At 62.2% G+C, this 13395-nt stretch carries 11 protein-coding genes; 8 read left to right on the forward strand and 3 right to left on the reverse strand.

Annotated elements, in window-relative coordinates; all coding sequences use genetic code 11:
- The first annotated feature begins 85 nt into the window (after positions 1–85).
- The 6 genes from glmM to DevBK_RS16760 all read left to right on the forward strand — a co-directional run bounded on the left by glmM (position 86) and on the right by DevBK_RS16760 (position 6463).
- Complete coding sequence (gene glmM, locus DevBK_RS16735) at positions 86–1432, forward strand: phosphoglucosamine mutase (RefSeq protein WP_317186257.1); 1347 nt, start codon at positions 86–88, stop codon at positions 1430–1432.
- A gap of 119 nt (positions 1433–1551) precedes the next feature.
- On the forward strand, positions 1552–2241 hold the full coding sequence (locus DevBK_RS16740; RefSeq protein ID WP_317186258.1) for a hypothetical protein: 690 nt from the start codon (positions 1552–1554) through the stop codon (positions 2239–2241).
- A 102-nt stretch (positions 2242–2343) separates the two neighbouring features.
- Positions 2344–3327, forward strand: coding sequence for a D-erythronate dehydrogenase (gene denD, locus DevBK_RS16745; RefSeq protein ID WP_317186259.1), 984 nt, complete (start codon positions 2344–2346; stop codon positions 3325–3327).
- Between the two features lie 38 nt (positions 3328–3365).
- Positions 3366–4379, forward strand: a complete 1014-nt coding sequence (gene murB / locus DevBK_RS16750; RefSeq protein ID WP_317186260.1) for a UDP-N-acetylmuramate dehydrogenase — start codon at positions 3366–3368, stop codon at positions 4377–4379.
- 19 nt (positions 4380–4398) lie between these two features.
- Positions 4399–5169 carry an NAD-dependent epimerase/dehydratase family protein gene (locus DevBK_RS16755; protein ID WP_061909379.1) on the forward strand — a complete coding sequence of 257 codons (771 nt, stop codon included), beginning with the start codon at positions 4399–4401 and terminating at the stop codon, positions 5167–5169.
- A gap of 154 nt (positions 5170–5323) precedes the next feature.
- Positions 5324–6463, forward strand: coding sequence for a GGDEF domain-containing protein (locus DevBK_RS16760; protein WP_317186261.1), 1140 nt, complete (start codon positions 5324–5326; stop codon positions 6461–6463).
- Positions 6464–6763: 300 nt separating this feature from the next.
- Here the strand turns inward: DevBK_RS16760 and DevBK_RS16765 are convergent, their stop codons facing one another.
- The 3 genes from DevBK_RS16765 to DevBK_RS16775 form a co-directional block, all read right to left on the reverse strand.
- Positions 6764–8269, reverse strand: a complete 1506-nt coding sequence (locus tag DevBK_RS16765; RefSeq protein WP_317186262.1) for a tripartite tricarboxylate transporter permease — start codon at positions 8267–8269, stop codon at positions 6764–6766.
- A gap of 9 nt (positions 8270–8278) precedes the next feature.
- The gene (locus DevBK_RS16770) at positions 8279–8740 is read right to left on the reverse strand and encodes a tripartite tricarboxylate transporter TctB family protein (protein ID WP_061909376.1); all 462 of its coding nucleotides are present in this window, start codon (positions 8738–8740) and stop codon (positions 8279–8281) included.
- 215 nt (positions 8741–8955) lie between these two features.
- Positions 8956–9924: a tripartite tricarboxylate transporter substrate-binding protein gene (locus DevBK_RS16775; protein ID WP_061909374.1), complete on the reverse strand. Its 969-nt coding sequence runs from the start codon at positions 9922–9924 to the stop codon at positions 8956–8958.
- 184 nt (positions 9925–10108) lie between these two features.
- Here DevBK_RS16775 and DevBK_RS16780 point away from each other — a divergent pair, with 184 nt between their 5' ends.
- Both DevBK_RS16780 and DevBK_RS16785 read left to right on the forward strand, forming a co-directional pair.
- On the forward strand, positions 10109–11968 hold the full coding sequence (locus DevBK_RS16780; RefSeq protein WP_317186263.1) for an ATP-binding protein: 1860 nt from the start codon (positions 10109–10111) through the stop codon (positions 11966–11968).
- Positions 11961–13313 (forward strand): sigma-54 dependent transcriptional regulator, encoded by a 1353-nt coding sequence (locus DevBK_RS16785; protein WP_317186264.1) that lies wholly within the window; start codon positions 11961–11963, stop codon positions 13311–13313. The genes DevBK_RS16780 and DevBK_RS16785 overlap by 8 nt, the downstream gene beginning before the upstream one ends.
- Positions 13314–13395: the final 82 nt, after the last annotated feature.

Raw genomic sequence — 13395 nt, forward strand, 5'->3', positions numbered from 1 at the left:
GGGTGGCCCTTTTCTTATGGTGCTCGCTGGGCTACTTCCAGACAAGTGGTATCAACCGCAAAAGACCAATTGGCGGGGAACGCATATGGCCCGGAAATATTTCGGCACGGACGGTATTCGCGGCATGGCGAACGGCGATAAGCTGACGCCAGAACTTGCCATGAAGGTCGGCATGGCTGCTGGCACCAAGTTCGTGCGCGGTGACCATCGCAATCGCGTCGTCATCGGCAAGGATACCCGCCGGTCCGGCTACATGCTCGAAAGCGCTCTCGCTGCTGGTTTCACCGCCGTGGGCATGGATGTCTATTTCCTCGGCCCAATGCCAACGCCGGCCGTCGCCATGCTGACGCGCTCGCTGCGCGCCGATCTCGGCGTCATGATTTCCGCCTCGCATAACCCATACGAAGACAACGGCATAAAATTCTTCCGCCCCGATGGCTACAAGCTCAGCGACGAGGTCGAGTCTGAAATCGAGCGTTTGATCGATACGGACATGAACAAGCTTCTGGCGCATGGCATGGACATCGGCCGCGCCCATCGCGACGAAGCGGCGAGCACGCGCTATATCGAATATGCCAAGCGTACATTGCCGCGCGGTGTAGACCTCTCAGGCCTCCGCGTCGTCCTCGATTGCGCCAACGGCGCCGCCTATAAGGTCGGCCCGATTGCGCTTTGGGAACTTGGCGCCGAGGTCATCGCCATAGGCGACGAGCCCAATGGCTACAATATCAACTATAAGGTCGGCTCGACCGCCCCCGAGGCGGTATCCGCCAAGGTCAAGGAAGTGCGCGCCGATATCGGCATTGCGCTCGATGGTGATGCGGACCGTGTCATCATCATCGACGAGAAGGGCAATGTGGTCGATGGCGACCAGTTCATGGCCGTGATCGCGCAAAGCTGGCTGCAGCGCGAAATGCTGCTTGGTGGCGGCATCGTTGCGACCATCATGAGCAATCTTGGTCTCGAGCGCTATCTGATGGGCCTCGGCCTCTCGCTCGAACGCACCCAGGTCGGCGATCGCTACGTGCTCGAGGCCATGCGATCCAAGGGCTTCAATGTCGGCGGTGAACAATCCGGCCATATCATCCTGTCCGATTTCACGACGACGGGCGATGGGCTCATCGCGGCGCTCCAGTTGATGGCCGTGCTCAAGCAGATCGAACAGCCGATCTCCGAAATCTGCCACCGCTTCGAAAAGGTGCCGCAGCTTCTGCGCAATGTCCGCTTCAAGGCTGGTAAGCCGCTGGAAGACAAGCATGTCATCCAGGCCATCGCCGATGCACAGGCGGCCTTGGGCACCGCAGGCCGCCTCGTCGTGCGCCCCTCCGGCACGGAACCGGTTATTCGCGTCATGGGCGAAGCGGACGATGCTGCGCTCGTCGCGAGCGTCGTCGGCCAGGTGGAAGCGGCCATCCTGCAGATCGCCCGTTAGGGCGCCATTAGGGTTAAACCGTACGGTTAAGCCGGTTTTAGGGTTAAGCGGGTTTTAAGGAGTTTGTCCCATATTCGCCACAACCGACCTCGTGTCGTGGCAACTCAAGGACTGAACTCATGCGCAAGCTCATTGCTGCGTTCCTGCTGGTCGGAACAGCAGTCGCAGGCCCGGCAATTGCCGCGGACCTCGTACCCTATTACCCGCCCGTGATCGACGTTCCCGATGTGGATTACGGCGTGGCCGGTGGCCTCTACCTGCGCGGCAGCGTCGCCGGTAACGCCTGGTGGGCCAAGGACGCCGCGAGCTACTGCGGCTGCGTCCCAGCTTTCGATAAGATGGGCTATGGCTACAGCGTCGGCGCTGGCTTCGGTTACGACAGCGGCCACGGCGTCCGCGCCGATATCACGCTCGACTATCTGAGCAATGAAGGCCTGAAGGGTGGCGATCACACCGTCAACCTGCGCTCGGGCCTCGCGCTCGCCAACCTTTACTACGATTTCAATCTGTCGGGTAACGGCTATGGCGCTGGCGGCTTTGGTGCTTATGTCGGCGCCGGTATCGGTGTTGCCAAAAATTATACCGAAGTGAATGGCCCTGGTTACTACGCCTACGGTCACTCGCTTGAAGCCGCTGCTGCCGTCATGGCTGGCGTGAGCTACGATTTCGGCTCCTACGTCGCCGACGTCGGCTATCGCGGTATCTACATGAACAAGGTCATGAACCAGCCGGCGAACATCCAGAACGCCTATCTGATCAACGACAACTTCATCAACGAAATCCGCACCTCGCTGCGCTACCGCTTCTGAAGCCTGTCCAAGACCCAGATCTTTCAGTCGGCGCCCTCGTGGCGCCGATTTGCTTTGATAGGTCAGCGCGGTCATGATGGCTGAAAATGACGGAGGAAAAGCGTGAAGGTTCTCATCATCGGTGCCGCCGGCATGATCGGCCGCAAGCTGACATCGGCTCTGGTCGCGGCAGGACGTATCGGCGCTCAGGAGATTTCTGCTCTCTCCCTCGCCGATGTCATCGCGCCACAGGCGCCTGATACCGATATCCCCACCCAGCTTCATGCCGTCGATCTCTCGGCGCCCGAAACCGCTGCAAAGCTGATCGCCGATCGACCCGACCTCATCTTCCATCTCGCCGCCATCGTCTCGGGCGAAGCGGAGGCCGATTTCGAAAAAGGCTACCGCATCAATCTCGATGGCACGCAGCATTTGCTCGAAGCCATCCGGCTTGAAAGCGCAAATCAGCCCTATAAGCCGCGCCTTGTCTTCACCTCGTCTATCGCCGTCTTCGGCGAGCCGCTGCCGCGCGATATCCCCGACGAATTCCCGCTGACCCCGCTCACGAGCTACGGCACCCAGAAAGCCATTGGTGAACTGCTGCTGGCCGATTATTCCCGCCGCGGCTTCGTCGACGGGATCGGCATTCGCCTCCCCACCATTGTGGTGCGCCCAGGCAAACCCAATAAGGCCGCCTCCGGCTTTTTCTCCGGCATTCTTCGCGAGCCCTTGGCAGGGCAGGAGGCAGTGCTTCCGGTCGATCCCTCCGTGCGTCACTGGTTCGCCAGCCCCCGCGCCGCCGTTGGCTTTTTGCTCCATGCAGCTCAACTCGACACATCGGGTCTCGGCCAGCGCCGCAGCCTCACCATGCCGGGCCTTGCTGCCACCGTCGCCGATGAGATCGACGCCCTCCGCCGTGCCGCCGGCGAAAAAGCCGTTGCGCTGATCCGCTATCAACCAGATCCAACGATCGCGGCCATCGTCGCCGGCTGGCCCCAGGGTTTTGTCGCCAAGCGCGCCGAAAGCCTCGGCTTCCGCGCCGATGCCAATTTCGACGCCATTGTCCGCGCTCATATCGAGGATGAACTCGGCGGCAGGATCGGCTGAGATTGCCAGCCCTTTCAACGCAGCCCTATAACCCGCCCATGACCGCGCTCACCCTGATTCCCGATTTCGACCTCACCGCCCACAACACACTGGCGCTTACCGCGCGCTCGCGCTTCGGGGTCAAAATCGAACGGGCCGAAGATTTTCCGGCACTCTACGCCCTCGCCGCCGAACAAAATCTTCCGCTCCGCATCCTCGGCGGCGGCAGCAATGTCGTCCTTTCTCAAGACTTTGACGGCATCACCGCGCTTGTCAGCATCACGGGCGGCGGCATTATCGAGAATGGCCCTGACGCCACCGTTGTCGAAGCTTCAGCCGGCGAAACCTGGCACGACTTCGTCGTCTTCACGATCGACAAGGGTCTTGGCGGCATCGAGAACCTCGCTGGCATTCCCGGCACTGTCGGCGCTGCGCCGGTCCAAAATATCGGAGCCTATGGCGCCGAAGTCGCCGATGTCTTCGAGAGCCTTCTCGCCTATGACACGACCACCGGCACGACGCGCACCTTCACTGGCCCCGAATGCAAATTCGCTTATCGCGACAGCGTCTTCAAATATGAGCCGGGCCGTTATGTCGTCCTCTCGCTCTGCCTCCGCCTCAAGCGCGATTGGCAGCCCAATCTTAAATTTGCCGGCCTCTCCGAGCTCGAAGGCACGCCCGATCTGACCCCGCGTCAGGTCATGGATCGTGTCGTGGCCCTGAGAAATTCAAAACTCCCCGATTGGCGCGTCACGCCCAATGCCGGTTCCTTCTTCCAAAACCCCATTGTCAGCCTCGAAGACGCCGCGCCGGTCCTCGCCGAATTCCCCACGGCCCCCAGCTTCCCGCAGCCCGATGGCCGCACCAAGCTTTCCGCCGGCTGGCTGATCGAAAAGACCGGTCTAAAAGGCTTCCGCATGGGCCGTGCCGGCATTTCCGAGCGCCATGCCCTGGTGCTGATCAATCTCGGCGGCGCTACGGCCGAAGACATCGCCGCGCTCGCGACGCATATCAAGACGAGCGTCCAATCCCGCTTCGGCATCGCGCTCCACGAAGAGCCGGTTTTCACCTGAATAAAGTCTGAGGTTTGCAATGGGCACGATCCTGCTCACCGGTGCAACGGGGCTGCTCGGCACCCATCTCCATGCCTGGTTCGCCAAAGCCGGCCGCGATGTCGTCGCCACCGACATGCGTGCAGCAAGCGATGGCCGCGACATCGTCCTCGCCGATCTCGGCGATGCGGCCGCCGTCGAAAAGCTGATGGCCGGCATCGACACCGTCGTCCATTTCGGTGCCGTCTCGGACGAACAGGCCTGGGCCGATATCCAGCGCGGCAATATCGAGGGCGCGCGTAACATCTTTGAATCCGCCCGCCGCCAAGGCGTGCGCCGCGTTATCTTCGCCTCGTCCTATCACGTCATGGGTTTCCACTCGACCGGCGACACCCCCATCAGGCTCGATGCCCCGACGCGCCCCGATACACTCTATGCGCTGTCCAAGGTTTTTGGCGAAAACTACGGCCGCTATTGCTACGATCGCTATGGCCTCGAATGTCTCGTCATTCGCATCTGCACCGCCTTTCCGCCTGGCTCACCGCGCGACGCGCGCAATCATCTCGATCGCGACGATCTTTGCCGCCTCGTCGATTGCGGCATCGATACGCCCGATCTTGGCTTCCGCGTGGTCTATGGGATCTCAGACAATCCCAATCCGTTCTTCGTCAATGAGCCCGATCCTGGCCTTGCCTGGCGCCCGCAATTCTCGTCCCGCGCCTTCACCAATATCGATGCCGACGGCCCCATCGATACGAGCGACGCCGTCAATCGCTTCGTCGGCGGCGGCTTCACCCTGCCGCATCAGTGACAGCGCGCGGTCGCAAAGTGATATTTCTGCCAAGAACATAGCTGACATTTCATCTCGGTGATTGACCGCAGCCACCAAGGCTTGCAGAAGAAGCGCAGGGTTTGCTTGCGCTTCGGCCATCAAACTTGGGTGGGGCAAGTTAGAGAAAGCAGTTATGTTTGTTGACCAGACATCCCTGCTGCTTGCGCTCGGTTTTGCCGCCCTCGCGTTGTCGGCGACGCTTTTCGTCACCTGGCTCGCCTCACGCACCGAAAAATTCATCCTCATCTGGGCCGTCGGCGCCGGTGTCCTCGTAACCGCCTTTGCCGGCTTTTCGATATACGCCGTCACCAGCATCTACATCCTCCTCTGGATGTCCAATATGACGCTGAGCGGCGGCTTCGTGATCTTCTTTGCCGCCGCCTGTCTCTTCACCGAACGGCGCCTGCCAAGCCAGCGCGTCGCGGCCGTGGGCATCTCGATCGTCTCGGCCATAACCCTGCCTTTCCTTTTCGGCCTCGATGCGCTCGGGGCTATGATCGGCAATATCGTCAATTGCATCCTCCTCGCGGCGACAGCCTGGAAATTCTGGGAAGGCCGTGCCGAGGCGCCGATCTGGGTCACCGGCATTTCGAGTCTTTATTCCATCACCTCGCTGTCCTTCATTCCTTGCGCGGTCATGATCTATGTGAAGGGCCCCTTGGTGCTGACGGCGCCGCCGAGCGGCTGGGCCGAGGACGTCAATTCCATCGTCGGCCTCATCGGTCTTACCGGCATTGGCGCCATGTCTCTTGCTGCCAATCAAGCGCGCGTCGCGCGGCACCATCAGGCCGAAGCCAATACCGATGCGCTGACCGGGCTCCTCAATCGCCGTGCCATTTTCGATCTCTTTGGCAAGGCCAAGCTGCAGACCAACACCGCGGCGCTGATTTTCGATCTCGATCATTTCAAGTCGATCAATGACAAGCATGGCCACGCCGCCGGCGACGAAGCGCTCCGCCGCTTTGCCCAGGTGATGCGCAAGCAGCAGACCCGCGACACCTATGCGGTGCGCATGGGTGGGGAAGAATTTCTTCTGGTCATGCCAGAGGCCGGTGTCACGCAGGCCATGGAAGCGGCCGAAGCCATCCGCTCCGGCTTTGCCCACGAAATCCTCCAGGGCGCCAGCGGTGGTTTCCGCGGCACAGTCAGCGTCGGCGTCGCCGTGGTCAGCGATGCCGAGAGTTTTGACGACATCCTGCGCCGCGCCGACGACGCGCTCTACACCGCCAAAAACGCCGGCCGCAACCGCGTCTGGGCCGCGGCGGTGAATTAGGCGCTGCCCGCCTGATTACCCTATACGGTCCCGATCGATACTCCCTGCACGCAGATCACTGTGCAGGTTGTCACCTTGGACGTATTCCCCAACGCACCGTTCTTCCCTCGGGCCTGACCCGAGGGCCTCCTGCCCACCCATCAATGCCTGTGGCTCCCGCACTGGCCCTCGGGTCAAGCCCGAGGGAAAGGCGGCTCTTGGGTGAGCTTCCAGAATCCAATGGCTCCGGAGCGCATGGCCCCCCCAAACAAAAATGGGCGCCACTCGCGTGACGCCCATCCAAAATCTCGCAAAACCCACTCAGTCCTCTTCGACAAACACTTCCTTGCGCTTCTTCCTGATCGAGGGAAGCACAGCAATGATCACCGCGAGCAGCGCCAGGCCCAGCAGCGTTGCCGAGATCGGGCGTTCCAAAAACACCATCGGGTCACCGCGCGAGATAATCATGGCGCGGCGCAGGTGTTCTTCGAGCAGCGGTCCGAGGACGAAGCCGAGGAGCAGCGGCGCCGGTTCGCAACCAAGGCGGATCAGCACATAGCCAAGGATGCCGAAGAAGCCGATGGCGAAGACGTCAAAGATGTTCTGGTTGATCGAATAGCAGCCGATGCAGGCAAAGAGCACGATGGCCGGGAACAGCGCGCGATAGGGAATGGAGAGCATCTTCACCCAAAGCCCGATTAGCGGCAGGTTGAGAAGCACCAGCAAGAGGTTGCCAATCCACATAGAGGCGATGATGCCCCAGAAGAGCGCCGGCTGATCGTTGATCACGTTGGGGCCGGGCGTGATGCCCTGCAGGATGAACGCACCAACCATCAGCGCCATGACCGGATGGGCCGGAATGCCGAGGGTCATCAGCGGAATGAACGAGGTCTGTGCCGCAGCGTTGTTCGCGGATTCCGGGCCCGCCACGCCTTCGATGGCGCCATGGCCGAATTCCTCGGGGTGCTTCGAGAGACGCTTTTCCGCCGAATAGGAAGCGAAGGACGCGAGGATATGTCCGCCGCCCGGCAAGATGCCGAGGATGGAGCCGAGCGCCGTGCCGCGGATCACCGGGGCGATGATGCGCTTGAACTCTTCCTTGCCCAGCCACAGTCCCTTGACGGACTTGACCATGACATCGCGGCCCTTCTCGTTTTCGAGATTGCGGAGGATTTCGGCGACGCCAAAGATACCGACAGCGACCGATACGAAGTTGAGGCCGGAATAAAGTTCGCGGATGCCCAGCGTGAAGCGCGGCGTGCCGGTATAGATGTCCTGGCCCACCATGCCGAGAAGGAGACCGAGCACAATCATCGCCAGGGCCTTGAGGATCGAGCCATGCGCCAAGGCAATGGAGACGAGCAGCCCGAGGACGATGAGCGCAAAATATTCCGGTGCCCCGAAATTGAGCGCCGCTCGCGCAAGGGGCGGGGCGAAGAAGGCCAAAAGCAGGGTGCCGACGGTGCCGGCAAAGAACGAGCCCAGCGCAGCCGTCGCCAGCGCATGCCCGGCGCGGCCTTTCTTGGCCATCTGATAGCCATCGATCGCCGTCACCGCCGATGAGCTTTCACCGGGCAAGTTGATGAGGATCGCTGTGGTCGAGCCACCATATTGCGCGCCGTAATAGATGCCGGCGAGCATGATCAGCGCGGCGGCCGGCGAGAGGGAGAAGGTGATCGGCAGCAGCATGGCGATGGTGGCCGTCGGTCCGATGCCGGGCAACACGCCGACCAGAGTGCCGAGCAACACGCCGACGAAGCAGTAGAGAATGTTGATGGGGTCGAGGGCGACGGAAAAACCGAGGCCGAGATAGCCGATGATATCCATTGATCGCTCCTATTGACCGAGCCAGGGCCCGAACCACGGCACGGTCATGCCGAGGCCGATGACGAAGATGGCGGTGCAGAGAACGGTGAGCCCGGCCGCCAATAGCGCGGCAAAGAGCGGCGAATTGAGCCGGCTGGCCATGGCCGAACCGAACGAGCCGATAAAGACGACGGGCACGAAGCCGAGTCCGCGAATTGTCGCGCCAAAGAAGATGACGACGCCGATGATCAGCGCAATGCCGCGCCAGGATGGCGGCAAGGGCTTTTCTTTGTCCGGTTTCTGCCAGCCGCTGGCGGCAACGCCGATCCCTAAAGCTGCGAGCACCGCACCAAGGAAGAGCGGCATGAAGCCTGGGCCCATGCGAAAGGCCGTGCCCACTTCATAGTTGAGCGCTTCGAGCGCGAAATAGGCTCCGGCGAGCACGAAAATGCCGCCCGCGAGCAATTCGCGAAGTGAAAACTTGGCCAGCATGGCCGCCTCCCCAATTTATCTTTCTGGGTGAACTTCGCAGCTTTGTCCGCGAAGATACTGCATCGTGGCATTCGCCCCCCTCCCCAACCCTCCCCGCAGGGGGGAGGGTGCCGTTTCGGCTATGGGAATGGGATCGCGCCAAACACTCGATCGACACCTCCCCATTGACGGGGGAGGTTGGGAGGGGGTGCTTGCAGCCGCCGTTCTTAGAGACCTTACTCGGCGTAGACGCCGGCGGCTTCGATAACGCCGCGCCAGAGTTCGATCTGGCTGGTCAGAGTTTCGGTCAGGGCAGCCGGGGTCGCTTCTTCCGCTGTTACCGGCTTCGTCCCGAGTTCGGCAAAGCGGGCAATGACGGTTTCATTGGCCAAGGCCTTCTGCAGCGCCGCGTCGAGGCGTTCGATGATCGCCGGGTCCGTGCCGGCCGGCGCATAAAGGCCATGCCACACGCCAATTTCGAGATCGAGCCCCGCTTCCTTGGTGGTCGGCAGATCGGGCAGGTTGTCGAGACGTTCGGGCGAGGTCACGGCATAGGCTTTGACTTCACCGGCCTGGATCTGGCTCGTTGTGTTGGTCGTCTGGTCGCAGATCATGTCGATCTGCCCACCGATAATGTCGGTCATGGCCGGGCCAGCACCCTGATAGGGCACGGTGGTCATGATCGTTTCGGTCTGTTCCATCAACAGCATGCCGCAAAGCTGACTGGCCGAACCGATACCGGCATGGGCATAGGTGACGTTCTCGCCGTTCGCCTTGATATAGGTCAGCAGTTCTTCGAGCGTATTGGGTTCGAAATCCTTGCGCGCCACGAGCGTCATCGGCACCGAGGTGATGAGGCCGATAGTCGCGAAATCGGTCAGCGGATCATAGGGCAGGCTGCGGTAGAGCGTCGGAGCGGTCGACATGCCGATATGGTGGAGCAGGAGCGTATAGCCGTCATTCGCTGCGGTGGCGACTTGGCCAGCGCCCAGCGTGCCACCTGCGCCACCGACGTTCTGCACCACGACCTGCTGGCCGAGGTCCTGGCTCATGGCTTCAGCAACGAGGCGCGCCACGGTGTCGGTCGGGCCGCCAGCCGAGAAGGGCACGACGACGGTAATCGGCTTGGTCGGATAGTCCTGCGCAAAGGCCGTGCCGGACAGGGCAAAGGCGATCAGTGTGGCGACGGCAAAAGTCTTCTTCATTGGTTTCCTCCCGGAAGTGATCTGTAGCCGGCTCCTCCGCCGGTCTCGCAATTCCTGTTGCAAACCGTATGCCAACTCAAAAATGCAAGCCAGACCTGCGTTTTGCGCAATTCGTACTGGCCAATGTGGCATAAACTTGCCAGAACTTACGGAGAAGGGTGGCAAATTCTTGCCAACGGAGGCCGTGGCCAATCGTCTGGTCCATCGCGGAATTCGCTCGCGGCGTACGCTGCTCGCTTTCGCCTTGGCGGCGCTCGCTATCCGCGGCACAGGCTGGGTCGCGTTCGAGTGGACGCTCTCGGCTGGCCTCCGCAATGCCGGCGATCAGGCAGATCGGCGCCTCGCGCTCTTTGATCGTACCCTCGAAGCCATCATCGAGCGCTTCCATTATCTCCCCTCGAGCATCGCGCTGGCCGCCGAAGTCCGCGACGTTCTCGCCGAGCCGCAAAATACCGAGAGACGGGAAGCCGCCAACGCTTTCCTCTCCCGCCTCAATGACACGGCCGGGGCAGGGGAGCTTTTCGTCATGGCCGCCGATGGTCATGTCGTCGCCGCATCCAATTGGTGGGCCTATGACAGCTTTGTGGGCGAAAACCTCGCTTACCGCCCCTATTTCGAAGAAGCCATGTTCGATGGCGATGCCAAATTCTACGCCGTCGGCACGGTCACTGGCGTTGCCGGCTATTTCCTCGCCCGCCGCATCGATGGCGAAAACGGACCCCTCGGTGTTGCCGTCACCAAGATCAATCTCGGCGAGATCGAAGCCAATTGGTGGCGCTCGGGCGAATTGATCGGCATCGTCGATATCAACAATATCACCATCCTCTCGACCCGCCCCGATTGGCGCTATCGCCCGATCTCGCCGCTCCCAGCCAGCAGCTATGCGATGATCGCCCCGCAATTGCGCTATGGCGCGCAAGGCGCCAGCAACCAGCCGGTTGCCGTCGATATCTGGCCCTCGCGCGGGGTTAACTTTGCCTATATCGCTGATGAAGATACCGATACGAGCGGCATCTTCATCGTCGATGAGATGCGCCTGCCGGTCCATCAGTGGCGCATCATTTCCTTCACGCCCGCCTGGCCGCTCTTCCGCGATGCTTGGATCGCCGCCCTCGCCGCCGCGCTCGCCGTGGCCGCGCTTTGCCTCATCGCCGCACTCCTCCTCCAGCGCCGCCGGATGCTCGCCCAGCGCCTCGCCGATCACGAAAAGCTCGAACTGCGCGTCGCCGAGCGCACCGAAGATCTCTATGTCACCAACGAAGCCCTCCGCGCCGAAATCGCCGACCGCATCCGCGCCGAAGCCGCCGAACGCGCGGTGCAGGGCCATCTCGTGCAAGCCGCCAAACTCGCGAGCCTCGGCCAGGCCCTTGCCGGCGTCGCCCACGAAGTCAGCCAGCCAGTGGCGGCGCTCACCACCCACCTTGCCAGCGCCAAGCTCCTCGCCGCGCGCCGCCAGGATAAGGACATTACCAGCGTGCTCGGCCATATCGACCGCATCGTCGATCGCCTCGCTGCGCTCACCGGCCACCTCAAGACCTTTGCCCGCAAGCAAAGTGCCGCGCCGATGGAGGCGGATGCCGCCGCGGTCGTCGCCAATGCGCTCGATCTCGTCGACCACAAGCTTCGCGCCCTCGGCATCGAGGTCGAATACCGCCGCCCGCGTGAGCCGATCCGCATCGCCGGCAATCCCGTCCATATCGAACAGGTGCTCATCAACCTCTTCACCAATGCCGCCGACGCCATGGCCGGCCAGAGCATCCGCGTCCTCTCGATTGCCGCCCACACCGGAGCCGACGGCCGCGCGCGCTTCGCCGTCAGCGATACCGGCACCGGCATTGCGCCCGAAGCGCTGACCAGCATTTTCGACCCCTTCTATTCCACCAAGGGACCAGGGGAAGGCTTGGGCCTCGGCCTCTCCATCTCCTATGGCCTCGTGCGCGATATGGGCGGCACGCTGGCCGTCGAAAGCCCGCCCGGCCATGGCGCCTGCTTCACGCTGACCCTCCCAATCGTGGTCACAGCCGAAAGAGAACAGATTGTCTGACCAAAGCGTGCTCATCATCGATGATGAGGAAATGATCCGCACCGCCCTCGAACAATGGCTCCGCCTTTCAGGCTTTGCGACCCATGTCGCGACCGATGCCAGCTCCGCGCTCGCTCGGCTCGACGAGATCAAACCCCACGTCATCCTCAGCGACGTACGCATGCCCGGCCTTTCCGGCCTCGATCTCCTCAAAAAGGTCCGCGAGCGCATGGTGCCGGCCGAGGTGATCCTGATCACCGGCCATGGCGACGTGCCCATGGCCGTCGAAGCCATGCGCCAGGGCGCCTTTGATTTCATCCAAAAGCCCTATGTGCCCGACGAACTGGTCACGAGCCTAAAGCGCGCCGCCGAACAAGCTCTGCTCAAGCGCGAAATCGCTGATTTGAAGCGCCGGCTCGATGGCGGGGAATCCGAACTCGCCCTCCGCCTCGTCGGCAGTTCCGACGCCGCCGAGCGCCTCCGCCACACGGTGCGCGAACTGGCCCATATCCCGGCCGATGTGATCATTCTCGGCGAAACCGGCACCGGCAAGGAAGTCGTCGCCCGCTGCCTTCACGATTTTTCCCCGCGCGCCAAAGCCCCCTTCGTCGCCGTTAATTGCGCCGCTATCCCCTCCGAACTCATTGAAAGCGAGCTCTTCGGCCACGAGGCCGGCGCCTTTACCGGCGCAGGAAGCCAGCGCGTCGGCAAATTCGAATATGCCAATGGCGGTACGCTGCTCCTCGACGAGATCGAATCCATGCCGCTCCTCGCCCAGGCCAAAGTCCTGCGCGTCATTCAGGAGCGGGTCGTCGAGCGCGTCGGCTCCAATCGGCAGATTCCGCTCGATGTGCGGATCATCGCTGCCTCGAAGGTCGATCTCGGTGCCGAGAGCGAGGCCGGCCGCTTCCGCGCCGATCTCTATTATCGGCTCAACCTCGCGACCATCACTCTGCCGCCGCTCCGCGCCCGCGGCGAGGATTGCGTCCTGCTGTTCCACCATTTCCTCGGCGAAGCCGCCAAGCGCTTCGGCCGCCCCGCACCGAGCCTTCATCCCGCCGATCTTGACGCCATCCGCCGCTATGACTGGCCAGGCAATGTCCGCGAATTGAAAGCCGCCGCCGAGCGCTTTGCCATTGGCCTCGACGCGACTGGCCGCTCCCTCGCCGCCATCATCGGCCCCGCCGATCACGATATGCCCGAAGCCGCCGGTGGTCTCGCCGATCGCGTCGCCGCCTATGAAAAACACCTGATCGAAACCGAACTCTCCCGCCACAACGATTCCATCGCCGCCGCCGCCGAGGCCCTGCAAGTCCCCCGCCGCACCCTCAGCGAAAAAATGAGCCGCTTGGGCGTCCGGCGCTAGGCGGTAGCCTTACCAATCCACCCCTCAATCTTTCCATCGAAGCTGACGCCGCCGCATTCCTCCCTTACAAAGGCGCCAGTGA

The organism is Devosia sp. BK, assembly GCF_032907385.1.
GTDB lineage: Bacteria > Pseudomonadota > Alphaproteobacteria > Rhizobiales > Devosiaceae > Devosia.